The sequence below is a fragment of the Psychrobacter sp. KH172YL61 genome, from assembly GCF_007182895.1.
Taxonomy (GTDB): domain Bacteria; phylum Pseudomonadota; class Gammaproteobacteria; order Pseudomonadales; family Moraxellaceae; genus Psychrobacter; species Psychrobacter pacificensis.
This window is the reverse complement of sequence record NZ_AP019516.1, coordinates 2,920,328-2,946,168: the sequence shown is the minus strand read 5'-3', so window position 1 is coordinate 2,946,168 and position 25,841 is coordinate 2,920,328. Positions and strand designations below refer to the sequence as shown.

The 25,841-nt window shown below is 43.1% G+C and carries 28 protein-coding genes and 7 pseudogenes; 14 read left to right on the top strand and 21 right to left on the bottom strand.

Annotated elements, in window-relative coordinates:
- Window positions 1-5 precede the first annotated feature (5 nt).
- Window positions 6-338, top strand: coding sequence for a YnfA family protein (locus tag PKHYL_RS15695; RefSeq protein ID WP_201564455.1), 333 nt, complete (start codon window positions 6-8; stop codon window positions 336-338).
- Between the two features lie 12 nt (window positions 339-350).
- Here the strand turns inward: PKHYL_RS15695 and PKHYL_RS15690 are convergent.
- Window positions 351-1,412: pseudogene (locus PKHYL_RS15690) on the bottom strand (ArsO family NAD(P)H-dependent flavin-containing monooxygenase).
- Between the two features lie 257 nt (window positions 1,413-1,669).
- Between PKHYL_RS15690 and PKHYL_RS15685 the strand changes: the two are divergent.
- The 7 genes and pseudogenes from PKHYL_RS15685 to PKHYL_RS15650 all read left to right on the top strand — a co-directional run bounded on the left by PKHYL_RS15685 (window position 1,670) and on the right by PKHYL_RS15650 (window position 6,040).
- Window positions 1,670-2,035 (top strand): arsenate reductase/protein-tyrosine-phosphatase family protein, encoded by a 366-nt coding sequence (locus PKHYL_RS15685; protein ID WP_240365573.1) that lies wholly within the window; start codon window positions 1,670-1,672, stop codon window positions 2,033-2,035.
- Complete coding sequence (locus tag PKHYL_RS15680; protein WP_240365572.1) at window positions 2,032-2,409, top strand: metalloregulator ArsR/SmtB family transcription factor; 378 nt, start codon at window positions 2,032-2,034, stop codon at window positions 2,407-2,409. Before PKHYL_RS15685 ends, PKHYL_RS15680 begins: the two co-directional genes overlap by 4 nt.
- Before the next feature lie 147 nt (window positions 2,410-2,556).
- Window positions 2,557-3,081, top strand: a complete 525-nt coding sequence (locus PKHYL_RS15675) for a glyceraldehyde 3-phosphate dehydrogenase NAD-binding domain-containing protein (RefSeq protein WP_240365571.1) — start codon at window positions 2,557-2,559, stop codon at window positions 3,079-3,081.
- A pseudogene (locus PKHYL_RS19090) lies at window positions 3,078-3,564 on the top strand (hypothetical protein). Before PKHYL_RS15675 ends, PKHYL_RS19090 begins: the two are co-directional and overlap by 4 nt.
- 2 nt (window positions 3,565-3,566) lie before the next feature.
- Complete coding sequence (locus PKHYL_RS15660; RefSeq protein ID WP_240365568.1) at window positions 3,567-4,457, top strand: MFS transporter; 891 nt, start codon at window positions 3,567-3,569, stop codon at window positions 4,455-4,457.
- The gene (locus PKHYL_RS15655; RefSeq protein ID WP_240365567.1) at window positions 4,439-4,798 is read left to right on the top strand and encodes a hypothetical protein; all 360 of its coding nucleotides are present in this window, start codon (window positions 4,439-4,441) and stop codon (window positions 4,796-4,798) included. The genes PKHYL_RS15660 and PKHYL_RS15655 overlap by 19 nt, the downstream gene beginning before the upstream one ends.
- Window positions 4,799-5,188: 390 nt before the next feature.
- The gene (locus PKHYL_RS15650; protein ID WP_036600623.1) at window positions 5,189-6,040 is read left to right on the top strand and encodes a thymidylate synthase; all 852 of its coding nucleotides are present in this window, start codon (window positions 5,189-5,191) and stop codon (window positions 6,038-6,040) included.
- A gap of 171 nt (window positions 6,041-6,211) precedes the next feature.
- On the opposite strand, the gene PKHYL_RS15645 is transcribed toward PKHYL_RS15650, so the two are convergent.
- The 19 genes and pseudogenes from PKHYL_RS15645 to urtA form a co-directional block, all read right to left on the bottom strand.
- Window positions 6,212-6,595 carry a hypothetical protein gene (locus PKHYL_RS15645; protein ID WP_240365566.1) on the bottom strand — a complete coding sequence of 128 codons (384 nt, stop codon included), beginning with the start codon at window positions 6,593-6,595 and terminating at the stop codon, window positions 6,212-6,214.
- Between the two features lie 124 nt (window positions 6,596-6,719).
- Window positions 6,720-7,013, bottom strand: coding sequence for a hypothetical protein (locus tag PKHYL_RS15640; protein WP_240365565.1), 294 nt, complete (start codon window positions 7,011-7,013; stop codon window positions 6,720-6,722).
- 59 nt (window positions 7,014-7,072) lie between these two features.
- On the bottom strand, window positions 7,073-7,432 hold the full coding sequence (locus tag PKHYL_RS15635; RefSeq protein ID WP_240365564.1) for a hypothetical protein: 360 nt from the start codon (window positions 7,430-7,432) through the stop codon (window positions 7,073-7,075).
- 19 nt (window positions 7,433-7,451) lie between these two features.
- On the bottom strand, window positions 7,452-7,718 hold the full coding sequence (locus tag PKHYL_RS15630; protein WP_240365563.1) for a hypothetical protein: 267 nt from the start codon (window positions 7,716-7,718) through the stop codon (window positions 7,452-7,454).
- Window positions 7,719-8,064: 346 nt separating this feature from the next.
- Window positions 8,065-8,679: a hypothetical protein gene (locus PKHYL_RS15625; protein ID WP_240365562.1), complete on the bottom strand. Its 615-nt coding sequence runs from the start codon at window positions 8,677-8,679 to the stop codon at window positions 8,065-8,067.
- 145 nt (window positions 8,680-8,824) lie between these two features.
- Window positions 8,825-9,079 carry a hypothetical protein gene (locus PKHYL_RS15620; protein WP_240365561.1) on the bottom strand — a complete coding sequence of 85 codons (255 nt, stop codon included), beginning with the start codon at window positions 9,077-9,079 and terminating at the stop codon, window positions 8,825-8,827.
- Window positions 9,080-9,167: 88 nt separating this feature from the next.
- Window positions 9,168-9,506 (bottom strand): site-specific integrase, encoded by a 339-nt coding sequence (locus PKHYL_RS15615; RefSeq protein ID WP_240365560.1) that lies wholly within the window; start codon window positions 9,504-9,506, stop codon window positions 9,168-9,170.
- A 1-nt stretch (window position 9,507) separates the two neighbouring features.
- Complete coding sequence (locus PKHYL_RS15610) at window positions 9,508-10,170, bottom strand: hypothetical protein (protein WP_240365559.1); 663 nt, start codon at window positions 10,168-10,170, stop codon at window positions 9,508-9,510.
- On the bottom strand, window positions 10,167-11,279 hold the full coding sequence (locus tag PKHYL_RS15605) for a hypothetical protein (RefSeq protein ID WP_240365558.1): 1,113 nt from the start codon (window positions 11,277-11,279) through the stop codon (window positions 10,167-10,169). The genes PKHYL_RS15610 and PKHYL_RS15605 overlap by 4 nt, the downstream gene beginning before the upstream one ends.
- 409 nt (window positions 11,280-11,688) lie before the next feature.
- Window positions 11,689-12,513 carry a hypothetical protein gene (locus tag PKHYL_RS15600; protein ID WP_240365557.1) on the bottom strand — a complete coding sequence of 275 codons (825 nt, stop codon included), beginning with the start codon at window positions 12,511-12,513 and terminating at the stop codon, window positions 11,689-11,691.
- Window positions 12,514-12,555: 42 nt separating this feature from the next.
- A complete protein-coding gene (locus PKHYL_RS15595) occupies window positions 12,556-12,663 on the bottom strand; it encodes a thymidylate synthase (RefSeq protein WP_240365556.1) in 108 nt (35 codons plus the stop codon).
- Between the two features lie 62 nt (window positions 12,664-12,725).
- Window positions 12,726-13,183: pseudogene (thyA, locus tag PKHYL_RS15590) on the bottom strand (thymidylate synthase); the annotation flags it as partial.
- A gap of 256 nt (window positions 13,184-13,439) precedes the next feature.
- Window positions 13,440-13,973, bottom strand: a complete 534-nt coding sequence (locus PKHYL_RS15585) for a hypothetical protein (RefSeq protein WP_240365555.1) — start codon at window positions 13,971-13,973, stop codon at window positions 13,440-13,442.
- A gap of 11 nt (window positions 13,974-13,984) precedes the next feature.
- Window positions 13,985-14,869, bottom strand: coding sequence for a prolipoprotein diacylglyceryl transferase (gene lgt, locus PKHYL_RS15580; protein ID WP_071002817.1), 885 nt, complete (start codon window positions 14,867-14,869; stop codon window positions 13,985-13,987).
- A gap of 304 nt (window positions 14,870-15,173) precedes the next feature.
- Window positions 15,174-15,872, bottom strand: a complete 699-nt coding sequence (gene urtE, locus PKHYL_RS15575; RefSeq protein WP_071002818.1) for an urea ABC transporter ATP-binding subunit UrtE — start codon at window positions 15,870-15,872, stop codon at window positions 15,174-15,176.
- A gap of 133 nt (window positions 15,873-16,005) precedes the next feature.
- Window positions 16,006-16,816, bottom strand: a pseudogene (urtD, locus tag PKHYL_RS15570) (urea ABC transporter ATP-binding protein UrtD).
- A gap of 35 nt (window positions 16,817-16,851) precedes the next feature.
- Window positions 16,852-17,922 (bottom strand): annotated as a pseudogene (gene urtC, locus PKHYL_RS15565) (urea ABC transporter permease subunit UrtC).
- Window positions 17,923-17,932: 10 nt separating this feature from the next.
- Window positions 17,933-19,527, bottom strand: a pseudogene (gene urtB / locus PKHYL_RS15560) (urea ABC transporter permease subunit UrtB).
- Between the two features lie 447 nt (window positions 19,528-19,974).
- Entirely contained in the window at window positions 19,975-21,276 is a 1,302-nt protein-coding gene (gene urtA, locus PKHYL_RS15555) for an urea ABC transporter substrate-binding protein (RefSeq protein WP_240365554.1), read from the bottom strand.
- A gap of 440 nt (window positions 21,277-21,716) precedes the next feature.
- Here urtA and PKHYL_RS15550 point away from each other — a divergent pair, with 440 nt between their 5' ends.
- The 5 genes from PKHYL_RS15550 (at window position 21,717) to PKHYL_RS15530 (ending at window position 24,295) form a co-directional block, all read left to right on the top strand.
- Window positions 21,717-22,466 (top strand): DUF4140 domain-containing protein, encoded by a 750-nt coding sequence (locus PKHYL_RS15550; RefSeq protein WP_240365553.1) that lies wholly within the window; start codon window positions 21,717-21,719, stop codon window positions 22,464-22,466.
- A complete protein-coding gene (locus PKHYL_RS15545) occupies window positions 22,363-22,791 on the top strand; it encodes a DUF4139 domain-containing protein (protein WP_240365552.1) in 429 nt (142 codons plus the stop codon). The genes PKHYL_RS15550 and PKHYL_RS15545 overlap by 104 nt, the downstream gene beginning before the upstream one ends.
- Window positions 22,788-23,033: a DUF4139 domain-containing protein gene (locus PKHYL_RS15540; protein WP_240365551.1), complete on the top strand. Its 246-nt coding sequence runs from the start codon at window positions 22,788-22,790 to the stop codon at window positions 23,031-23,033. The genes PKHYL_RS15545 and PKHYL_RS15540 overlap by 4 nt, the downstream gene beginning before the upstream one ends.
- Before the next feature lie 7 nt (window positions 23,034-23,040).
- A complete protein-coding gene (locus PKHYL_RS15535) occupies window positions 23,041-23,349 on the top strand; it encodes a DUF4139 domain-containing protein (protein WP_240365550.1) in 309 nt (102 codons plus the stop codon).
- Window positions 23,350-23,461: 112 nt separating this feature from the next.
- Window positions 23,462-24,295, top strand: coding sequence for an NRDE family protein (locus PKHYL_RS15530; protein WP_058023526.1), 834 nt, complete (start codon window positions 23,462-23,464; stop codon window positions 24,293-24,295).
- Between the two features lie 147 nt (window positions 24,296-24,442).
- On the opposite strand, the pseudogene PKHYL_RS15525 reads toward PKHYL_RS15530, so the two are convergent.
- Window positions 24,443-24,966 (bottom strand): annotated as a pseudogene (locus tag PKHYL_RS15525) (RNA pyrophosphohydrolase).
- Between the two features lie 451 nt (window positions 24,967-25,417).
- Between PKHYL_RS15525 and PKHYL_RS15520 the strand changes: the two are divergent.
- Window positions 25,418-25,831 (top strand): OsmC family protein, encoded by a 414-nt coding sequence (locus PKHYL_RS15520; RefSeq protein WP_058023529.1) that lies wholly within the window; start codon window positions 25,418-25,420, stop codon window positions 25,829-25,831.
- Window positions 25,832-25,841 lie beyond the last annotated feature (10 nt).

Here is a 25,841-nt window from a genome sequence, read left to right as displayed (position 1 = left end):
AGTTTTTGTCTGAATTAAAAACAGTTGGGCTTTTTGCCATTACTGCATTAGCAGAGATTGTAGGTTGCTATTTGCCATACTTATGGCTGAGAGAAGGTAAGTCAATATGGCTACTTGTCCCTAGTGCGCTTAGTTTGGTCGCTTTTGTATGGTTGCTGACTTTACATCCAACCGCCGTTGGCAGAGTTTATGCCGCCTACGGTGGAGTGTATGTAACAATGGCAATTCTATGGTTATGGGCTGTTGATGGTATTCGACCAACGACATGGGACATATTAGGTACAGCAGTGGCACTTCTAGGTATGGCTATTATTATGTTTGCACCGCGCAATACATAGGATACGGTTGTTTTAACCATCACGTACTAAAAACTCCAATAGAGTGGGAACATTCTCTCTAGCACTGCGTCCAGCACCAATCAGAGTGGCAGAACCTGGGCTTGCCCAGTCACCATAACCAAACAACCATAACCGAGGCTCCTTGACCGCTTGCCCATCTTTAACTTGCACTTTTCCATCAGCTTCAAGGACATTTAAAGGTGCTAGATGGTCAAGATTTGGTTCAAACCCAGTACACCAAATAACGGCATCTATCGTTTCTTCACTACCATCAGCCCAAATGACGCCTTGTTGAGTAAATTGGCTGAACATAGGTACTGAATGTAAGATACCTTTGTCACGTGCCGCTTTGACGGGAGGCACCATGACGATATCACCGATACCGCCCTCAGGATCACCATTATTGCTGCCAGTAATACGTGCTGTCGCTCTTTCAAACAGGACACGTCCATCGACATCATCGGCTAAAAATAATGGGGCTCACGTGTTACCCAGCTGGCGTTAGCCACTTCAGCCAGCTCCGCATAGATTTGTGCACCTGAATTACCACCACCTACTACCAATACGCGCTTATTTCTGTAGGCGTCTGGGCCTTCATAATGAGCGGAGTGGCATTGCTCCCCAAGATACGCTTGCTGACCTTTGGTAGAAGGGAATTATAGGATTGCTCCACGTTCCCGTTGCGCTCACGACGGTTTTTGCCAACCATGTAAAACTTCCATCAGTCACCCGTAAGCAATTGTTTTCATCATCACGCTGTACGCTTTGGACTTGATAAGGTCGGTAGATTGGTAACTTATAATGTTCTTCGTAGTCAGCAAGGTAATGGATGACCTCGTCTCTATGGGGATACTCTCCATCTTTTGCTTTTGGCATCAAGCGACCTGGCAAGGAGCTCATAAGAGCAGGAGAAAATAGGCGTAACGATGGCCAAGTATGCTGCCACGCGCCGCCACTTTGGTCTTGATTGTCAAGAATGATGAAGTCAAGTTTCGCACGTCTCAGATAGTAGCCAACGGCTAAACCGGCTTGACCACCGCCGATAATGATGGTGTCGAATACTTTAATTGACATAATGCTCCTTAGTGTCTGCTACCAGAAAAATCAATTGCTCATACTGAGGCTTGCTTTTTACTCTTCAGATCTTAATTGAAGACATGTTTTGACGAAATTTTTATCGACATCTTGATTCAGCTTATCATGCAAATAATCTTGCATCGCTCCAAAATATCATTTCACTAACTAAAGCCAATAATAACTATCAAAGACTGTACATATGAAATATTGTATATATAATATTTCATATGTACAGTCTTTGATAGGGTTAGGTTATGGAACATTCAAATAAGAAAAAGGTATTGTTTCTCTGTACCAGTAATTCAGCCAGATCACAAATGGCTGAGATATTATTAAAGTATAAAGCCGGTGATATCTATGATGTCTATAGCGCAGGTATAGAAAAAGGCGAAGTAGATGAACGAACCATTCAAGCCTTAGAAAGGTTCGACTTCGACGCCAGTGGCTTAAGATCCAAGCACGTTGACGAGTTTGAAAGCCAGTTTTTGACTACGTCATTACTTTATGCGAAAAGGCCAGTACCGAATGCCGAAGCTACCCCAATACGGCCAAGCAACTGGCGTGGGATATCCCTGACCCAAAAACACGTGCTGGCAGTCATCCCTTTACCACTACCTTGAGTGAATTAAATAGTCGCTTAACGATGTTTCTGTCTGTAGAAAAACATAACCTCACAAAGACTGCCGTCAATACAGAAGACACGGCATCATCTGACTTTGATCCCATTACCTTTTACAAAAGCTTGACGGATGACGTTCGACTCAAAGCGTTGATGCTGATCGAATATCATGGTGAGCTGTGTGTGTGCGAATTGATGGAGGCCTTGGAAGAAGACAGTCAGCCCAAAATCTCACGCAATCTTGCTGTGTTAAAAAAGGCAAACGTCATCACTGATCGAAAACACGGTCAGTGGGTATTTTATCGTATCAATCCTGAGTTACCTGTATGGGCAAAGATTGTGGTTGCAAAACCACAGAAAACAACACTCACTTAATTGAGCATGAGATTGGGCGATTAGATGCGATGCAAAACCGCCCCGATAGAGCCAGTTTTTGTAAATAACCCATTATTCATACTTAAATAACACTGAACGTTTTACACCATTTTTCTGATGGTTTTAAACAGCATTAAGGACAATTTTATGACAATCAAAGTAGGTATCAATGGTTTTGGACGTATGGGACGTTTGACCATGCGCGCGGCATTTGATTGGGACGACATCGAGATCGTCCACATCAATGATCCGGCGGGTGACGCCAAGACCCTTGCGCATTTGATGACGTTTGATTCTGTGCATGGTCGCTGGCATCACGACGCCACTCACGAAGGTACGTCCATGATTATCAATGGCAAAGCCATTCCTTGTACACAAAACAAAGCGACCGAAGACACCGACTGGTCACTATGCGATGTGGTCATCGAAGCCTCAGGAAAGATAAAAACCAAGGCTTTACTACAAGCGTATCTAGACCAAGGGGTCAAACGCGTCGTTGTCACAGCCCCCGTCAAAGAAGAAGGCGTGTTAAATATCGTTATGGGTGTAAACGAGCATTTATACGACAAGGAAGCTCATCCTATTGTTACTGCTGCATCTTGTACTACCAACTGCCTAGCGCCTGTGGTTAAAGTGATACACGAAAAATCGGCATCAAGCATGGCTCGATGACCACCATTCATGACATCACCAATACCCAAACGATACTAGATGCACCGCATAAAGACTTACGCCGGGCACGTGCTTGCGGTATGAGCCTTATCCCGACTACAACGGGTTCTGCAACCGCCATCACGCATATTTTTCCTGAGCTAAAAGGCAAGCTAAACGGTCATGCCATCCGTGTGCCTTTAGCCAACGCCTCGCTGACCGACTGTGTTTGAAGTGGCGCGTGGCACCACGGTTGAGGAAGTCAATGAACTACTCAAACAAGCATCTGAAAATGAGCTAAGAGACATATTGGGCTTTGAGACCCGTCCACTGGTATCGATTGATTACAAAACCGATCCTCGTTCAAGTATCGTCGATGCGCTATCGACGATGGTCATCAATGACACCCAAGTAAAACTCTACGTTTGGTACGACAATGAGTGGGGTTACGCCAATAGAACGGCTGAATTGGTCCAAATGGTTGGTCTAGCAGATAAGGGTTAATCATGGGACTGCTATCCGTTACGGATTTATCGTCGCAAGTGAAGCAATACTTAGTCATCACTGGCAACTATTGGGCATTTACCTTAACGGATGGCGCATTACGAATGCTCGTTGTGTTGCATTTTTATCAGTTAGGCTATAGTCCGTTAAGCATTGCGATGCTATTTTTGTTTTATGAAATCTTTGGGGTTATCACCAATCTGGTTGGTGGTTGGCTTGGCACCAGTCTTGGGCTCAACAAAACCATGAATATTGGGTTGGCCATACAGATCGTCGCCCTTGCCATGCTTGCTGTGCCTGCGGATATGCTGACTGTGGTTTATGTGATGATCGCCCAAGCGCTCTCAGGTATCGCCAAAGACTTGAATAAAATGAGTGCCAAAAGCGCCATCAAATTATTAGTGCCAAAAGATGCTGAGAGTAAGCTTTATCAATGGGTGGCATTACTCACAGGATCTAAAAACGCGCTAAAAGGCGTGGGTTTTTTTATCGGTGGTTTGCTACTGACCTTGATTGGGTTTAAAGGCGCTATGATACTGATGGCATCACTTTTGGCCATCGTCTGGGTGTTTAGTTTAATAGTCTTAAAAGAAGACATCGGCAAAGCCACCAACAAACCTAAATTTAAAGACATTTTTCTAAAAGCCCTGCTATCAATATCCTCTCCGCTGCCCGCATGTTTTTGTTTGGGGCAAGAGACGTTTGGTTTGTGGTGGCCCTCCCTGTGTTTTTTGGCAGCGACTTTTGACTGGAGTCACTGGTGGGTTGGCAGTTTTATGGCAAGCTGGGTCATCGGTTATGGCATTGTCCAGTCGGTTGCGCCTTACTTTACGGGCAAGAAAAAAGGCGTGTTGCCAACGGGTCGTGCAGCCTTTTGTGGGCAAGCTATCTGACGTTTATTCCTGCGGCGATCGCGCTGGCTTTATATTTTGATTTTTATATTCAAGCATCGGTTATTATTGGCTTACTGATATTTGGTGTGGTTTTTGCCGTCAATTCTTCGTTACACAGCTACCTCATCGTCAGCTATGCTGATAGTGATGGCGTGTCATTGGATGTGGGGTTTTACTACATGGCAAACGCGATGGGCAGATTGATTGGCACGGTGCTGTCAGGTTGGGTCTACCAAGAGTTTGGCTTAGAGGCTTGTCTTTGGATATCGAGTGCGTTTGTGGCAATCGCGGCTTTATTATCATTAAAATTGCCTAACCAGTATAAAGCGGCGGCATACTGATGAGGGTTTTATCAATGAATCTGCTGTTTATTTGAAATCACAACACACTTATGATGATATAGGGTTTATCTCAGTTGCACTACTTTCGTTTTTTATGGGTTGGCTATGAGCTACGCTTAAAGAAGCTATAAAACTCTAAAAACCTGACCTTTCTCATAAAGCTGCATTATGGTAAATGGTTTTAGATAGAATGATTCGGTTTCATTGGATCCATTGGGGCATAGCCTGTTGATAAGTTATTAAGACAATTAGTTGTTACGAACAGGTTTGTACAATTGAGCCTTGAAACTTTATAATGCTCAATGAAATCAAAAGGTAAAATGTATTGTCCACGCAGTTCAACAAAAATCACCTTTTGAGATAAGTTTGTAGTCCAACTAAGGTTATTGAATGAAACAGTATCTAGATTTATGTCAACGTATAGTTGATGAGGGTGTATGGGTCGAGAATGAACGGACTGGAAAACGCTGCTTAACCGTTATTAATGCTGATTTAAACTACAATGTAGGAGCTAATGAGTTTCCCTTAGTAACTACTCGAAAGAGTTATTGGAAAGCAGCTATCGCAGAATTATTAGGGTATCTACGTGGTTATGATAGCGCAGCTCAGTTTCGAGCTATTGGATGTAATACATGGAACGCTAATGCCAATGAAAATGAAGCTTGGTTAGCTAATCCTTATCGTAAAGGTAAGGATGATATGGGCCGAGTTTATGGTGTACAGGGGCGCAGGTGGCGTAATTCAGTAGGAGAGGAGTTTGACCAGCTTCATAAGATCTATGATAACTTGCGAAACGGTATTGATGACCGAGGTGAAATTCTAACCTTCTACAATCCAGGTGAGTTTCATATGGGATGTTTACGTCCTTGTATGCATACTCATACATTTTCGTTGTTAGGTGGCAAGCTTTATTTGACTTCATCACAACGTTCATGTGATGTACCATTAGGTCAAAATTTTAATCAGATTCAAGTGTTTACCTTACTAGCTCTCATGGCTCAAATTACGGGCCACGAGGCCGGAAAAGCTTATCATAAGATCGTAAATGCACATATTTATGAAGATCAATTACAATTAATGCGTGACGTGCAATTAAAACGCGAACCGTATCCAGCCCCTAAACTTCACATTAACCCTGAAATTAAGTCTCTCGAAGATATTGAGACATGGGTAACATTGGACGATTTTGAAGTGGAAGGGTATCAGTATCATGAGTCTATCGCGTATCCATTCTCAGTTTGATATCAGCATAAAGTGAAAGCTGAGAAAAGTGATAAATTTCTGTTAGGCATAAAGTATTAATATATGTGATTTATGCTATAAGGTATATATTTGTTAGCTAAGCTCTTGCTAGCTTTTAAGTACAAGGAAATTAAGTTTATACTTTTTATAGCATAGGTAGTTTTCGATAGATTAGTGCATCAGCTGGTTCGGTGTTGCATCTTTTAAAGCTAACATTTGTCTCAGTTTTTTAATCTCCTGTCTAGCTTCTAATAACGACCTTTTATCTGTATCAGATTGTGTTTTATAAAAATCTCGTGACTCTCTCATTTTTTGTAACCGTTTATCTGAGTGTTGAGCGACTCTTTTTATATCTTGATATTCATTAAACCAGTAGATAACCTCATTTTGTGCTTGAATCATTTTTGCTTCAAGCGCATTCTTAACATCAGCGTTATCTATAGCTTTTTTTTCTTTACGCGATTTCTCTTCAGCTTTTCTGATATCTTTGATCTGATTTAGCTTTTGGACAGGCCAACCACGGTTTGTAATAGTATTTCGATGAATACCAGTCATCTTCGAAAGTTGCGCTATAGTGGGTTTTAGTTTTTGTTATTTTGAAGATCTATTAGGGCAGTATTTAGAGCAGAAGTAATTGCTTCATAGTCATCATTATTTTTTTGATCATAAGCTTCATTACTCATAGTTCGATTGCCTCACCAAGATTTTCCAATACCATTTTGGCCTCGTTCATTGCTGCTAGAATTTGTTCACGAGACTCCAAATATTCTGGTTTATTGAGGTTATTCTTATTTAACATGTAAACTTCACGCCATTTGGGAGCATGCTTGGTAGTTACAACGGCTTGTTTGCATCGAGCTGGATTACAACGTAGTGAACCAATACATGGTAGGCTTGAGTCATACTCTTCTGCTCTACCACCATAGCAAAGCCCTTGTCCCATATAGACCATGGCAACCCCTTGATCTACCATAGCCTCATAAACCTCATCCTCTGTGTATCCTTCAGCTATATATCCACTAAACGTCTTGATCAGACCTTTTTATGCTCACTCGCTTTACCACCATAATATGTACCATTTGGATTATGGGCAGTTTTAATAGCATCTAATTCAGCTGCTCGGCGCAGTGATTTCGTATCACCTTTTCGGTTACCGTCTTTTGACAGCATCTCACCTATATCACCGTAGCCTAACGTAACTGACGAGGTAGCGCCAGTAGATGTGTACTTAGAGATGCTCTCTACAAAATGTTTCAATTGAAACGATATAAGAGGCAATCCAACTTCAGCCTTAAACAATTGATATGTTAATGTGTGTCTTAGCATGTAAGGATTAAACTTCAGTTCATCAGCAATGTTTTTGCCTAACAGTTGGCCTATAAAACTATTCATTTGATGTGTAATACCCTTACTAGCCATCGACTGAGGGGGAGCTACCTGGTTTAACAGTATCTACATTAGAAATTAAGTAAGGTGAAACTTTAATTTTTGAAATATACGATGCTGCTAATATTGCATCTTTAACAATCGGTATAGCTACCCATCTGTCGTCAAACAAGCCTGTACTAATTTCATCTTTATGTTTCTTAACAGTACTTTCAATAAGCCAAACGCCATCATCTTGAACTAAGCACGAACAATCTTGAACTCTTATTTCTGATAGTTCAGATGGTCTCATACCTGTATACTGGCCTACTACATATGTGCATGCATACGCTACGAGGTTAAAGTATTCTCTAAGATCATCTAACTTGTAACCACGTTTTTCAATTCTTTACGTAAAGTCGTTCCACCCATGACATTAGAGTCTTTGTTAAGCATCCAATTATAAGGTTTGACTATATTTGTAACGAAACTCGGAGGATAACCTTTGGTTCTTAATCTAATAGCAATATAGGCGTTGAAAATTTCGTGGGTTACTCTTTCTTTGTTTGCCCATGATAAATATTCGCTCGTATTGAAACGTTCTAAAGAGTTAGGATCTGATATCTTTGCTGAAGCTCCTATAGCACTTAAAAAGTCAACTATGATAAAGGAAGCCATTTTCGAGAGAGATTCAAATACCAGATCTGGCAGTACTTGTTCTTTTTCGAACTATTAGTATTAGCGAGTTTCTTCCATTTTAGGCTATTTAACTCTACATAAGCGATAGGTTTTTCAAATACATACTGAACCGACGCTGGGCTGCGTAGATATTTGAAAAATTTATCTAGCTCTATATCTTTTATACGATCATAGTTTTCAGCGGCTTTGGAATACAGTTCGGGTGTTATATCGGACAGTGTTCTGATTTTTTCCTGAACAAACTCATAGCCTAACTCATGAGATGCCTGCTTAAATATTTCACTAATAAACGTTAATCCATTTTCAAAAATTGTAATTAAAGAGTTTGCTTTTAAGACTTTTTTTGTTCGACTTTGGCCTTCCTTACTTTGAAGCTTGAAAATCGAATTGTTTAGCAAGGCCAACTCGAATATGATTTTTATTTCTATTAAAACGAATCTTGGGATATCTGTATACTTTGAAAAACTAATGCGGAGCTTTGCGCCCTGAACATTTCGTGCAGCATTAGGATAGTCGTCATTAAAGTCCCAAAAGTCGTCAGAAAACTTTGATAATTTCGATACAGGTTTGTCCATAAGGTACGTCACATACTCTATGTCATCTGTGTAATTATTTTGAAGTTGTTTCTTCTTTTGAACTGTCGCATGGTCTAGAGCATCTAAAACATATAAACGATGTTCTGCAAAACCTGTTAATACATTCAGCTTTTTTCATAGTCCATTAGATTACTCCATCAACTAGTGTGGTCGTTTCAATGTATTCTGCTAAACGCCGTCCATTTTCTAATTCTTCTAAGGAAAAATTAGATAGTTCTGGTTCTGTGATGCCTTTTATCAGTTCTAAATTCTCTGAAATAACATGCCCATAGGGTGTATCCATGACACGGGAGTGCTCTTTCAAAAGCGTATAGTCGCGCTTCATTGCAAAAATTTCAGGCAGATTCTTAGCTGTAATAATGACATTGTCACAACCCAAACATTTGTTATATTGTGAGCATGGAGTACCAGGTATGTAGGATGAAAGATTTTTTACAAAATCTGGTGGGTCAAAAATATTTCTGCATTCAGCTAGAGGGAGTATGAAAGGTTGTTACCAACTCATCATTTTTTTTGGACTCTATATCTTCTGGCACTTTCTCAACTTTTTTATCCAGAGTCGATTGATGTATCTCTTCTAATTCATCATTTATCTTCATTCTACTCATGGAGTTAAAATCTAGAGAATCTATATAACCGAGAGTTGTTTGGAGTGAGGAGTGACCCAACATGAGTTGAATTTCACGTACAGTTACGCCATTTCTAAGCATCTCACTAACAAATGTTGGTCTAAACCGACTTATTGTAAGAGTTAGGGGATCTCCTGCATCATTTTTTAAATTATATTTCTTAACAAACCTGGACAAACTAGCTCCCAATGCTTTTGCATTTTTTTCTTTGTTTCCCTAATAGTGGAGATACTCTGCCGTGCTTTTTTGTACTATTCGACTGATAGATGAACAACCTATCTTTAAAGGCATCATCTTCAATATCTTGTCGAAAACTACTCGTCAATTGGACTAATTCTTCAAAAATAATTTTTATAGACTTAGCTTGAGATGACGTAAGCCATGTCAGTTCTGCATTAAAAAGATCGAGGTGGTATTCTTTATGACCATCAGACCTTTCTTTCCAATATCTAAGACAAGGCCGCGATGTTGCCGGATGGGAATCTACATAATCGTTTATATCAAGAGAAAGTAAAGGATTTGCATTTAAACCAGTAATTTGAGCAAGCCTTAAAACGTAAGGCGTTAGTGTATCCATATTTATCATTGGGGTAATGCCCCAGTCGTTGTATACCTCTATCAAACCCTTATCTGAATCATTAATAATTCTTAAGAAAGACTTCTCAATAGGTGATTTAGCTGTATTGTAATGAACTGGCTTACACATTAAGCGGTTTTCAAAGAGCCATCGCGCATTCTCTAGTGTCGAAAGGCCTCTAATGACTGAACCCTTTTCGTCCAAAGGATTGCTGCCTAAACCCGTTTTCTTATAAGGTTTGAGGGCTTTTCTAGATTCGCTCAATCCTTTTCAATAGCCTCTAATATTCGAAGTCGCTCGTTCATTGTAAATGGCTTTTTAACATCTGTTTCTCTAGTTGTAGCAAATCCATTTATATTGAAAAAGCTATATTCTATATCGCGTACTTGAGTCAGCCGATTCAATGTTATACGGACTGAACTCAAAACTGTATTTGCATGATAACTTGATATTTCTTTATTTATTACCTTGTCCTCTAAATATTTCCGATATCTAGATAATAGGTATTCATCAAAAGTTGTTACGATTCTAAAGGGTTTATTTCCATACAGTTTAGATAAGAACTCTATAAATGAACTACTCGCAACTCTATAATTACTCTTGCCTGATTTTGAAGAGACAGTTTTGCTACTACAAGCAAACAGTTGCTCAACCTGAATAAACGGTTCTAATTTTGAAGGAGGGAAGAAGTCATCAGCTGCATTTAGCTCTCTTGCTGCGAGTCTATGAAAACGCTCTATCTGACTTTCACTATGATTTCTTCTATTGACATTCGCTTCGCTTGTTCTTTCAGCAACGCTTCTATAATTTGGATCAATAATTCCAATTTTTTCTAAGTCTTTGTGAATGAATTCCCAAGCATCTTTAACAACACTAAATCTTAAGGATTCTTTTTTTATAGGTAGTTGTTCTGGAGACATTTTTCCTATCGAAATTTTGTTGCCGAAAATAGGTAAAGTGTGCTTTTCCTCTACAGTTAGCTTTCTGTACCAATTCAAAAGTTTTCTAGTGTTTTCGATGCCAGCCGCTTCGTAGCTTTCACTTGGTATTATTAGAATCCCTTCTTCGATCATCCTTTCAATTAAAGGAGTAGTAAGACTCCTATATTTTTGTGCAACAGAGTATGAGACGCCTACAGCACTCTGAATATGCTTAACAGCTACACTGAAGCCTAAAGTATTATCCGCTTTACTAATTGGTATTTCCCATAATGCTTCTGTATCCGCAGTTGTTTTCGATACCCATTCTATAACAGCTGCTTCGGCGTCTTTAATTGGTTGTTTTTCTTCAACGATTTTACAGTCTGCACCTAAAATCCCTAGCTCAGGAAAATCCTCATGAAACTCATCAATGGTTATTCCAATGTTTTTCATTTGATGTCCTTAATGCCAATTCTTAATTGCGTTTGTTCAGACAAGCGCCTCATCTTCTCGGCCCTAGTTAATAAGTCACCGTTCTCATCACACATACTGTTATAGATATCTTGGGGGATACTTGTATATATCTGTGTAGTCTGGAGATGGTTGTGCCCTAAGTTTTTTTGCACAATAACGAGCCGATCTAAGTAATCGGAACCTAAATCATTTGACTGCAATATTGAATAAGCATTTCCGTGCCTTAACTTGTGAGGGAGAGATGCTTCGATCAAGGCGACCTTTCTTTATTGCACGTTCACTTATACGTTCAAGCAATTTGTTGATTGCACTAGGCGTGTAGGGAGTACCTTTAGCATTAAAAAATGCTGGGGTTTTAGACGGGTCTACATATTTACGGGCATATTTTTTATACAGGGGGAGATGCATGATATTTCTGCACACGTTTGATAGTTGCTAAGCTAAGCAAAGTCCAGCGTGGCTTAATTTGATTACCACGGCCTTTACTTCCTTTGACTTTTAAAGGCACGTAATCAGCATGGATAGGCTGTTCATTATCGGAGGAAATAAACTTTTCAGAATTGAAGTTGTTAGTATCGTTAAAGTCCTGAAGAGTAACTCTAGGTAGTTCTGAACGACGTAAGCCAGAGTCGTATAAAAATTGGAGTAAAGCTCTTTCTCGTTCTGAATCAGTAAATTCAATCAATATAAAAAGGTCATCAAGTGTGCAAGAGCTAATGGGTGTGCGCTTTGGTGGTTTTGATAGCAAGCCATCGCTATATGGGTTATCTTCTCTAAGCTTATCACGGTCTTCTGTGGGGCTACAAAGGTATTCGATGAAGGCATGTATTGTCTCATCTCTACTTCTAACAGTAGATGAGTTCTTATGATCTTCACGAATTAAAAATGTCAGGTATTCTTGAATTACGTATTTTGGAACTGTAATAAATACTTCATCAGATTCACTGTCATCATAATCTGGACGACTACGAATATAACTTAAGAAGTAGCTTAGGTTTCTACCATAAGTAACTGCTGATTTATAAGAGATTATTTGATGTTTGGTTCGATACGACAAATACTCAGAAACAAGAGGAAGGATCTTGCCATCATCATCAAATACTCCAACACCATTCACTTTTACGGTTTTGTTCAATGATAAGTTTGGAATCTCATTGAGTAAACAAGACTTAGATAAATCTAACTTTGTATCAGAACAAACTTTAACATCCATAATAATCACTATCTCAATACATAGACTAAGTTATGTATTGCATTATATACGATCTATTACTCCGTATTGTGCATTATTGTTATGGGGGTATAATAGGAAAAGATCAGCCGAACGTTGATACAGCTGGCAAGAGAGCTTACCATCCGCCACAAAAAACTGAAACAGTGTATGACACGGGGTAGTGCCACTTGCTCTGCCTCTCCTGGATTCCAGCCTGATACAATCAAGCGGCGCGAGTTGGGGTTGGTCTTGATTTGCTCAACGACCTGTGCGATTTGATCGACACCATCATCGTTGTAGCTGCCGTCCGCGTCTTTACTTGCACCATAGTTACGCCATTGATGACCGTAGACAGGGCCCAGCTCACCTTCAGGACGATTGAAACGTGCGGTTTGCTCCGCTGTCGCCCACTCATTCCAGATACGCACGCCATGGTCCTGCAAATATTGAACATGGGTGCTGCCACTCAAAAACCATAGTAGCTCATAAGCAATGGACTTAAAGTGGACTTTTTGGTCGTCAATAATGGAAAACCTGCCACTAAGTCAAAACGCAGCTGCGCGCCAAAATGACTCAGCGTACCCGTACCCGTGCGATCGCCTTTTTCAGTACCGTTGTCTAAGACGTGGCGCAGCAAATCAAGATACGCTTGCTCGTTGTTGCTATTCATCATATTTTTTAACTTCAATAATATTTAAAAGGTTTTAACGTTCAGTTAGATAGGCTTTTATGACCAACTAACGATGATTTGTAAATTGGAATATCTAGTTTGTATGTGTCTTTAACAAGCTTACGAATGGTATTTTCGAACCAGTCCGAACAGTTAGGATGTAATATAATTTTCTTAATCATTTCTCTACTATGCTTAGCCGAAAGATGAATGCCAAGCTTGTCATTGCTTTTTGCCACTGTAGCATCATTGTCAATCAATAAAAATCTTGCTTCTTTTCAAAAGAAAAAGCATGATGCTTGTGAAATAAATAGAAACGAGGATACGTAGTTTTTGGATCTTTCGAATCATTATTATTGTTTCCAAGCCAAGGTCGAATACTTTGATTGTCATAAAGCTCTGGGGCGCTCGCTGGCATATGATATTTAACTTTACCAACATAAGAACACATTGGATCTATTTTTGAGCCATGATAAGCGGCTTTGAAATCATATTGTGTTGTCTGTATTGCTACAGCGTTATCTGAGTTTCCGTAAGAGTTCCACATGGCGTGTGTCTCTGGTTCATTTGCATACCAGCAACTTACGTAAATCCAATCTTTGGCAGTTTTAAGTTCTTCTTTGGTTAAAAACGGATCTTCTTTACCATTAAATAAGTGTAAACCGCCTTCCCATTTGTCACTGAAAAGATTCGCTTTAGGAATAAAGAAGCCTTCTTCCAACATAGAAACTAGCTTAATAAAAGGCATGTATCGTGTTAACACAGCATAATGTTCTATGGGTTCAATCATTGCTTGACACCTTAATAAGCGGCATGCTTACCCCAATCGTAGATGCCACGCTTGTAAGCGTAACCGATTAAAAACAGACCAATAATAATCATCGGCGTGCTCAATATTTGCCCTTTGGTCACCCAACCTAACAAAATAAACCCTTGGTCAACGTCTGGCTGACGGAAGAACTCAATGATAAAGCGGCTCAAGCCATAGCCGAGCATAAAGACACCAGTCACTGCCATGCGCGGACGAGGTTTTGATGAGTACCACCAAAGGAATAAAAATAACAGCAGACCTTCGGCAAAGGCTTCATACAGCTGTGACGGATGACGAGGCAATAAATACTGACCATTGACCTCGGTCATCACCTCTTGTAGCGCAGGATTGGCTTGTAGCTGCTGCATATCAAAGCCAGCCGCTTGGGGAAAGTAGGTGAGCCAGTTATAGCCACCATCAGAGACACGGCCCCATAACTCGCCATTGATATAGTTACCGATGCGACCAAATAACAAGCCTGTCGGGACGCAAGGCACGATAAAATCGAGCACTTGAAACGGAGTCTTTTTATATTTGCGAGCAAAGTACAGCATCCCCAGCATGACACCAATCAGGCCACCATGGAATGACATGCCGCCTTCCCAAACCTTGAAGAGGTAGGCTGGGTTTTGTAGCAACTCGCCAAATTGATAAAACAACACGTAACCGACACGGCCACCTAAGATGACACCCAGTGCGCCAAAGAACACAAGATCTGAGACCATATCTGTTGTCCAGCCCTCACGCTTGGTGCTGCGATACCATGCCAGACCGTAAGCGGCAGCAAACGCCAATAAATACATGAGGCCATACCAGTGGACTTGGACGGGCCCAAGTGCCAAGGCGACAGGATCGTACTGAGGATGAATCATCATAAGAGTGTCATAATATCGATAATAAAGTGCTGACTATAATAGCAAATTTCAAGCGCTGGTCATACACAATTGCTATCAAGGCAAGCACGCGGTATTGATGATTTAGGGCATTGATTTGATGCCCTGTTTTTGGGTAGGTAGTAATGAGATATGATGAATACACTGCCGCAGATATGGGTTATAGGCGTGATGCGAGCGGTTTAGACCGATCATAAAGAGTTTCTTATGATGCACAGCGTAAGATAGAGACACAATTATCAGTGGCAAAGAGCGAGCATGACTATCTAAGTATGAGAAAGAGTCATCAAATGGCGACCAAATCTTGTACCTTGTTGTCGACCATCGTATCGCCTGCACCTTGAGAGATGACCTTGCCACGCGAGAGCACGGTGTAATTGTCAGCAAGCTCTTCGGCAAACTCATAAAACTGCTCAACCAGTACAATCGCCATGTCCCCTTTGTCAGCCAAGTCGCGAAGCACACGGCCGATATCTTTAATAATAGACGGCTGAATACCTTCGGTTGGCTCATCCAAAATAAGGACAGTCGGCTCGGAGGCGAGCGCACGAGCAATGGCAAGCTGCTGCTGCTGACCGCCAGACAAATCACCACCGCGGCGATGTTTCATCTCATCAAGCACTGGGAAAATATCATATAAATGCTTGGGTACTTGCTTGGCTTTAGCGCGTGAAAACTTTGCCATACCAATTAAGATATTTTCTTCTACCGTTAGTGTCGAAAAGATATCACGTCCTTGCGGCACATAAGCCAAACCTGCTCGCACGCGCTGCTCGGGGGAGAGTTTGCTGATGTCTTGGTCATTGAGCAAAATTTGTCCTGATTTGATCGGTAATATCCCCATCAGGCATTTGAGTAAGGTGGTTTTGCCCACGCCATTACGTCCAAGTACCACACTGCACGCGCCTACAGGCGCTGTAAACGAGACATCTCGTAAAATATGACTGCCGCCGTAATATTGATTGATACCATTGACTTGTAACATGACGGTCTCCTAATCTTTCAATGATTTTTAATATTTGCAGGGTTTCGCATTTGCATAGCTTGGCATTTGTATAGCTTGGTATTTGCATAGTTTCGCGGTTTATGGGCTAATGATGTATTGAATCATTGTCCAACTATCGACCCAGATAGGACTCAATCACCGCTTCATTGGCTTGCACTTCCGCCAAGGTACCTTCGGCCAATATCGCCCCTTGTGCCAATACCGTGACTTTTTCACTAATCGCATCAATAAAAGTCATGTCATGCTCGACCACCACTAAGGTATGGTTCTGTTTGAGGCGCAGGCACAGCTCGGCAGTATGCTCAGTTTCGGCGTCCGTCATACCAGCCACAGGCTCATCGAGCAGAATGAGCTTGGGGCTTTGCATCAACAGCATACCGATCTCTAGCCATTGCTTTTGACCATGAGAGAGTAAGCCTGCTGGCTTATTGATTTTGTCCGTCAAGCGGATTTGCTCAAGGGTCGAATTGAGGGTATCGCGCGTATCGGCATCGAGTTTGTTGAATAAGCTTTTGACCACGCGCTTGTCTTTTGGCGCAGCAAGTAGCAAATTATCCATTACCGTAAAATTTTCGAACACGGTGGGTTTTTGAAACTTACGCCCGATACCCGCTTCAGCGATTTCTTCGGTAGATAGGCTGGCAAGATTATGCGTTTGACCAAAAAACACACTGCCTTCGGTAGGGCGGGTTTTACCAGTGATGACATCCATCAGGGTGGTTTTACCCGCACCATTGGGGCCGATGATACAGCGTAGCTCGCCTTCCCTCAATATAGAGCGACAGATTGTTGAGTGCGCGAAACGAGTCAAACCAAACGCTCACCTCTTCTAGATATAGCGCAATGCCATGGCTAAAATCGACGCCTGCTGGCTTTGGGTGGCTGCGACCCGTACCACCATGAGTACGCCCATACTCATGGATTGACTGCTCAGATGGTGTTGATTTATCAGTTAGCATTACTGTTTCTCCTTTTTGAAGCGATCGAACAAGCCCATGATGCCATTGGGCAAAAATAAGGTGACTACAACGAACAGCCCGCCCAATATCAATAGCCAAAACTCAGGATAGGCAACCGTAAAATAGGTTTTTACTGCATTCACCACACCTGTTCCCAAAATCGCACCTACCAAGCTGCCTCGACCACCAGTGGCTACCCAAACGGCCATCTCGATTGAGTTCACAGGGTTCATCTCACTTGGATTGATAATACCGACTTGCGGCACATAGAGCGCACCTGCGATACCAGCAATGACGGCGGACAATACCCAAGCGGAGAGCTTGTACCACAGCGTGCGATAGCCTAAATACTGTAAGCGGTTTTCGCTATCGCGAATCGCACCCAATACGCGTCCATAAGGCTGGTTCATTAAATAACGCAGACCCATGTAAGAGAGGAGTAATGCCAAGGCGGTAACAAAACACAGCATAGAACGGGTTGAGGCAGCAGTAATGTCATAACCTAAGAGGGTAGTAAAGCCCGTGAAGCCGTTATTGCCACCAAATCCTGTTTCGTTACGGAAGAATAGCAGGGCGGCGGCATAGACCATGGCCTGAGTGATGATAGAAAAATAAACACCTTTGATTTTTGAGCGGAAAGCAAAAAACCAAAGATAAAGGCAATCACACCTGGCACCAAAACCACCAATGCCATCGCCCACCAAAAATGCTGCGTGCCGGCCCAATACCATGGCATCTCAGTCCAGCTCAAAAAGCGCATAAAATCAGGCAGGCCATCGCCAGCAGTCTCACGCGTTAAGTACATGCCAAACGCATAACCACCCAGTGCAAAATATAAACCATGCCCCAAGCTCAAAAATACCAGCGTAGCCCCAGACCAGATCTAGTGCCAAGGCCACCATTGCCAATGCCATGATTTTGCCAATCAGGGTAATCCAGTAGGCGGATAGGTGAAAGGGTGACGTCTCTGGCATTAAGTGTAGCCAAGGGAGTATCAATAGCACGGCAAAGCACAAACCGATTAAAATGGCGCTACGCCTTGTATCAGACAGTAATTTGGTCAGTATCATAAGAGTCTCCTTATTCGACAAAGCGGCCTTTGAGCGCAAATAAACCTTGTGGCCGCTTCTGAATGAACAGAATCACAAGAACCAACAACACAATCTTGGCCAAAACCGCGCCAATGCCAATCTCAAGCACCGTGCCACTGACACCCAATCCCAAGGCGGCCAAAACCGCGCCCCATACTTGTCCGACCCCGCCAACGACGACGACCAAAAAGGTATCGATAATATACGTCTGACCCAGATCAGGACCCACGTTGCCCACTTGAGCAAGCGCGCAACCAGCCATGCCAGCCAGTCCAGAGCCCAAACCAAATGCCATCATATCGATGCGCGCAGAAGGGGATACCAACGGCACGTGCCATTTGACGGTTTTGAGTGACGGCGCGTATAAATAATCCGAAGCGAGTCTTATTGAGCAAGTACACCAGTAGCGCCACGACAATGACGGTAAACACGATGATGGCAATACGGTTGTAAGGCAGTACCAAACTTGATGACACTTGATAGGCACCGCTGAGCCACGCCACATTGCTGACTTCAACGTTTTGCGCGCCAAAAATCATCCGCACCAATTGCATTAAGATTAGACTCACACCAAAGGTTGCCAATAGGGTCTCTAGTTCACGACCATATAGCGGACGAATCACAATGCGCTCAATAATCATACCGATGATGGCACTGACCAAAAATGCAGCGGGAACCGCCGCAAGCAAATACCAGCCAACCATATCTGGCAGATAAGCTTGAAATAAGTTTTGCACCACATAAGTGGTATACGCGCCAATCATAATCAGCTCACCATGCGCCATATTAATCACGCCAAGCAAACCAAAAGTAATCAAGGCCAAGTGCCGCGAGCAATAAAATGCTGGCGGTACTCATGCCAGTGAAAATATGACCTGTCCATGTGCTTATCTCAATACGGCGTGCCACGCTATCTCTGGCATCACTGAGCGCCGCCTCAAGCGTCGGATCCAAGTTGTCAGATGCAAGGGCAGATTCAAGATCAACCAATACCTGCGGATTATCGCTATCAGCGAGTAGGTTCACAGCCTCAATCTGAGTGGGTAAATCGCCATTTTTGAAATCAATACGAGCCTGTAACGCCGTTAGTGCTTTTTGAACGTTGGCATTGTCCTCATTTGCGGCAGCGGCTGTGATAATGGCTGGATCGACTTGGTCAATGTTATCTGCCAAAATCTCCACAGCCTGCAAGCGCTGTGCTGGCTTGTCAGATTCGAGCTTTACCTTGGCCTGTCCAAAGATAAGCGCCGAGCGTAAGGTATTGGTCAAGGTGACTTGGGACAAATCGCTTGGCCAATCAGACGTTTCGGTTTTGTCGGGATATGTGAAGAGCTGATCCTCTGCATTGAGCAAATACGTTTGCCCACGGTTGCCTTGATACAGCTCATCATTAGCAATCAACTCGACTAGATTGTCCAAACTCTCAACCGATCCTGGCCAAGCACTTAGCATGGCTTGGCGCTGACTAAAATCGCCCGCCACAAATTGTTGAATAGCATCGCCTGATACTGCCGTCGTAGGCTGTGTCGGGGTAGTCAATGACTGCTCATTATTGGTGCGCAGCGTGTCACTACCATCGGTCATCGACTCTGAGGTCACAGTGGCGATATTTGCCGATTGAGCACCGTCATCTGCATGAACGATGGTGGTGAAGGCCGCTAACAGTAAGGCGATTAATACCAGCAGCCGTCGCGGCACAACCATTGAGATACTAGACGCGTATGTCTTTGCTAATGCTTGCTGATCATTGTTGCTTTTGGATAATATCTGCCCCAACAATGGGCGTAAAGTATGGTGCTGCATGTGCGGCTCCCTGTTTTTACAGACAACAAATCCTTGTCCTCTATTACTTAACGCAGTAAGTCATAGAAGCCGTGATAAGGTTTGGAGGTACTTAAAATTTTGAGAATAAGTGCTGAACTTCAAGATAGCGGGTAGGCGTTGGCTCGTTCATTGATATAGTATATTGGTCGACTATTCATACTTGCTACCACCATGCGCTTTTCAGCACCTATTTATTGAGGGAGCCATTTATTTCGGGATATACTCGCTCCATGGCTGCGCTCGGATGACCTCTGGCGTTTTAAAAATCGTATCAAACTGACCATCGGCGCGAATTTGACCAATCATGACAGGCTTCCATAAGTGATGGTTTTCTTCATCCATCTTGAGGGTGTAGCCAGAGGGCGCATCGAATGTCTGTCCAGCCATGCTAATACGGACTTTATCAACATCGGTGGTGCCAGCATCTTCCACGGCTTGTTTCCACATATTGATACCCACATAAGTGGCTTCCATAGGATCGTTGGTCACAACCTTATCGGCATTCGGTAGGTTTTTGTCCAAGGCGTACTGCTTATAGCGTTTGGTAAAATCGTTATTGACGGGATTTTTGATCGACATAAAGTAATTCCATGCCGCCAAGTGTCCTTGTAGCAAGCTGGTATCGATACCGCGCAGCTCTTCTTCGCCAACTGAGAATGCCATGACGGGAATATCCGAGGCTTTGATACCTTGGTTGGCAAGCTCACGATAGAATGGCACGTTTGAGTCGCCATTGATGGTAGAGATCACCGCCGTCTTTTTGCCTGTTGAGAATTTTTTAATATTCGAGACGATGGTTTGATAGTTGCTAAAACCAAATGGCGTGTACTCTTCCATGATGTCTTCATCAGCCACGCCTTTTGATTTCAAAAATGCCTTTAGAATCTGGTTGGTAGTTCGTGGATAGACGTAATCGGTACCCAATAATACAAAGCGCTCTGCACCGCCGCCTTCTTCACTCATCAAATACTCAACTGCTGGAATGGCCTGCTGGTTGGGCGCCGCGCCAGTATAAAAGATGTTTTCTGATTGCTCTTGTCCTTCATACTGCACGGGATAAAACATCAAGCCGTTCAGCTCTTCAACCACGGGCAAGACAGACTTGCGCGAGACCGAGGTCCAACCACCAAAAATCACATCGACTTTGTCTTGAGTAAGCAGCTGACGCGCTTTTTCGGCAAACAAGGGCCAGTCAGAGGCAGGGTCAACAACGACAGGCTCTAGCTGCTTACCGAGCACACCGCCATTGGCATTGATTTCGTCAATGGTCATCAGTGCGGTATCTTTTAGGGAAGTTTCAGAAATGGCCATGGTGCCAGATAGCGAGTGCAAGATGCCTACTTTGATCGTGTCGCCATCAGCGGCAGGAGTGGTTGTTGTTTCTGTCGTGGTTTCGGTTGTTGTCTCTGTCGATGTCGCAGTTTCGGCAGGCTTTTGACAGCCAGCTAGACTCAGGCTACCAACGACGGCAATCGCTAATAATGAAAAACGTGATTTGATTTTTGCCATGTAGGTGAGCATTAACAAACTGAGGATTGGCTAAAGTGGGTAACGAAAACATGGACATCTCCTAAATAGACACAAAAGATAAAGTATGGCTCCTGAACAGTTATTAAGCGTTCAAGTTCCGTGCCAAGTCAAAAATGCCAATAATCGTATAATATTTGAGCAATAATTAAATATTTTCTATGATTTTCGTTAATTTAGTGCACGATTGTTAATAGAGCGCACCATAACGGGGAAGGAGATAAAAAATTGGTGCAATTGACAGACTGGTAGCAAAAAAAGAGCCGTTATTATCAAAATAGCACAACGAACAAAAGCATTTATTGCCAAAGACTGGCAAAACGGCTACGGTAATGCCTATAGAATAGACATTATTTCACATACGTATCTCATGAACAGATTACGCTGACGCCATGATTAATCACACCCCCAAGGAAAGATATATGAACGCATACCGAACACAGTGGTCTGGCCTAACGGCTCATGCTCGCACCTCATCACGGCGCTCGCAACGATCGCGCCTTATGGTTTTGCCACTTGTGCTTGGTGGCAGTACGGTATTAGGTTTACCCGTCGCCCAAGCGGCAACGAGTAGTATCGAGCAAGTGACTGTCTATCAAGGGCTGGCGAGTGTGACACGCTCATTGCCCATTACTGGTAGCGGTGAGCAAACCGTGGTATTTTCGTGCCTATCACCTTATATGGATAAAGACAGTCTCAGCGTGCAGGCAATAGGTGGTGTCAATATTGGTGAAATCAGCATTGAAGAGTTAACAGGAGAGCAAGCAATCCAGTGCCAATATCAAGGCGATGCCGAGGTACAAACACAGCAAAATACTTTAGCTAGTATTAATGCGGAATTAGAAGCGGCGCGCTTAGCAAAAGCCTATTTGCAAAATTTGACTAAGGCCACGCAAGTCAACACGGCGAGTACGATTGCTAGTAACGCACGCGATATAGAGGCGCAGGCGACCCGTATTAACCAAAGTATTATTGAGATGGAGCGGCGACAAGCAAGCGCCCAAGATACACTGAATCAGATGATGGCAAGCAGTGTCACGTCAACGGCGAGTAATGTGACCCAAGTGAGTGTACGCACTGCCAGTCGCGCGCCAAGTAGCATTAAATTGCATTATCAGAGTACAAGGCGCAGGCTGGGAGCCTACGTATCAGGCGCGTCTCAACACCAATAGCGAGCACCTAAATATCACCGCTTCTGCGATTATCGCCCAACAAACGGGCGAGAATTGGACCAACGTTCCTGTCACTCTCAGTACAGCCAACCCCAACCAGCGCGCGACAGGACGACTGCCTCATGTGCCGCGCCTATCACTTTATGAAGAAAACCAAAATGTTGAGTATGCAATACCTATGTCGGATAACACGCCTGTCGTAGTATCTGCCAGAGAAGGTTATAGCGACGATTCTAGAGCACCAAATATGGCACCACTGCCGAACTTTACGGTCAGTAGCCAAAATAAAACGGTATTATTGAATATCGCTTGCCGCAGCGAGTGACGATACCCAGTGGTGGCAGGCGAGTACGTACTGTCATTGGCGAGCAGTCTGGCAGCAGTAAGCTGTGGGTTCGTAGTACCCCGAGCGTTGAGACGGCCGCCTATTGGTACGCATCAGCGCCGTTCCTGACGCCAGAGTGGGTAGATGGCTCACTACAGCTGTACCGTGATGACAACTATGTTGGACAATCGCGCTATAACTATCAAATGCTAAAAGAGCAGGGGGATTGGTTTTGGTCGTGATCCAAGCATGATGGTCAAAGCGCTAATCAATGAAGACAAGGGGGAAAAAGGCGTGCTCAACCGCACCCAAACTCTAACAACGACCCAAGCCTATGAATTTACCAATCAGCATAACCGCCCTGTGCGCCTGCAAGTGTTGGGGAGCGAGCCTATCAGCCGTGATGACAGTCTTAAAGTCGACGTTACCCACACGCCGCCTGTCACCGAGCGTAATTGGAATGACAATCAAGGCATGGTAGCGTGGGAGTTTAACGTGCCGAGTAAACAGTCACAGGCGATACGCTCAACCCTCGCAAATCAGTTACCCTGCCAATAAGATATTGAGTGGTGATCGATAAATGATACTTGCTCAGCAAATCAGTTTTAAGCGATGATGTTTATTTTTACCAAAAATCTCGCGCCCCATAAACGTTTATCAAAGGAATATTATGTGTATTGTCGCCATTGCTTGGCAGTTATTTGACGAGCTGCCATTAGTACTCTTGTCCAATCGCGATGAGTTTTTGCAGCGTCCGACGGAGCCTCTGCACCAATGGGCCGATCAGGATATCTATGCAGGGCGTGATAAGCAAAGTGGCGGTACGTGGTTGGGTATCCATCAGCAAGCGTTACAAACGCAAAGTTCGGAATATTATGAACAAAATGGACGCTGGGCCGCCGTATTGAACTTTCGTGATGGCGTGCAGGCAGGTATTAATGAGCGTTCTCGTGGTGAATTGGTCACGCGTTTTTTGACCGGTACGCTCAGTCCGATGGCGTTTGCACGGCAGATTGAATTACAAGCTTATGCGGGTTTCAATCTGATTATTGGTGACGCTAGGCAAGCAGTCATTGTTAATAACCGCGGTCATGCCCCCACGCCGCTACATGCAGGATTACATGTGATTTCAAACGGTCAGCCAGAGGACAGCTGGTTTAAGACCGAGCGGTTGCGTGGGCGTTTACGCCAAGAAGTGCTACCGCTAATTGCCGAGGACAGCGCGGCTAGCTACTGGCAAGCAGCTGCATTCAATGTGCTGTCAGATAATACCAAGGCACCGGATGATCAGTTGCCAGATACAGGGATGAGCACTGAGCTTGAACAGACCTTATCCTCTGTCTATATTGAGCCTGTGAGCTTTGGCAATGCTGACATCAGCAAGCCTACTTATGGAACACGAACCCAGAGTATTTTGACCTTGAGCAAAAATGGCGGGGTAGATTCAGAGATCACCGCTCACATTGTCAGTCGAGAGTATCCACATTCAGTGGCTAGTGAGTAAAAACTTATTATTCAATGTCAGTGATAACTTCTACTGATTTCACGAGAACCTATACATCATTATTAAAACCATTCACACAAAAAAAGCCTGCATCACTGGATACAGGCTTTTTGTAATATGACAAACAATAAAAGTACGTTTTACTGATTAAGACTGAATCAAATGATTGCTTTGCTCAGGCAAGATCAGCTCTTGCTTTAAGGGTAGCTCACGTACCAGCTCTTGTAGGGCGCGACGATACACGCCTCGTTTGAAGTGAATCACTTGTCCGAGTGGATACCAGTAGCTGACCCATTGCCAATGGTCAAATTCAGGTTTCCCCTTCATCAAAGCGGATGTGTTGGGTATTCGGCTCATCTAAGCGTAGCAAAAACCATTTTTGTTTTTGCCCAATACATAAGGGGTGCTGTCCATGGCGTACGTAACGTTTTTGGCAGACGATAGCGCAGCCAGTCTTGAGTGACTGCCAATAAGTCCACATGACGCGGGTGTAAACCGACCTCTTCCCAGAGCTCGCGATACATTGCATCCATCGGCGTCTCCCCGCGGTCGATACCACCCTGCGGAAATTGCCAAGCGTTGTGACCAATACGTTTTGCCCACAGAACCTGCCCTTGTGTATTTGCCAAGATGATGCCGACATTGGCGCGAAAGCCGTCTGCATCTATCATGACTAAACCTTTTTAATTTGTTTAAAAATAGCCTGTTTTCATTTGATACTGCGATAGCAATCATAATTATTATAAGGTGATGGTTATCAATATCAGCTAAAAACAAGATTCATTACCGTCATTAAACCAAGAAACAAGCAGAATGTGTAACAGTATTTTGCTATAAAATGTTTCACGAGTTTTACCTTTTAAAATCAATTGTTTATAAACAGACTTTTGTAGGTTTTTCAAATAAAAATTTGATAAATATCGATGCGAGTAACGATAGCTTCATAGTACTCAAATCATTTATTGAAGAAGAGAATAAGACCAAGAAATTGTTTTCTCATGACACGATAGCCAAACAATGGCTTTATCAAATCTTGCTTTGGCTTATGCTACACTAGCCAAGCTGCATATATTTCAAACAATAAAAATAGGCTTATGCCAATTACAGTAAGGAACATTTACAATGTCAGAATCAAAAGCAAGCGTTACATGGCAAGAGAACAAAGCCTTTATGGGCGTGTCACCATCAGGACATAACGTACAAATCGATGCGGACAAAGAAAAAGGCTCAAGCCCAATGGAGCTAGTCTTACTAGGGCTGGGCGGTTGTGCGAGCTACGATGTGGTGTCAATCCTCCAAAAGTCGCGTCAAGATGTCACGGATGTACGCTGTGAGCTGACCGCCAAGCGCGCCGAAACCGTACCAGCTGTTTATACCGATATTCATCTGCATTTTGTAGTCACAGGTCAAGACATCAAAGACAAACAGGTCGAAAAGGCCATTCATCTATCAGCAGAGAAGTACTGCTCAGCCAGTCGCATGCTGGTCGCAGGTGGGGTCAATATTACCCATGATTTTGAAGTGATTGCAGGCTAAGGATTTATAC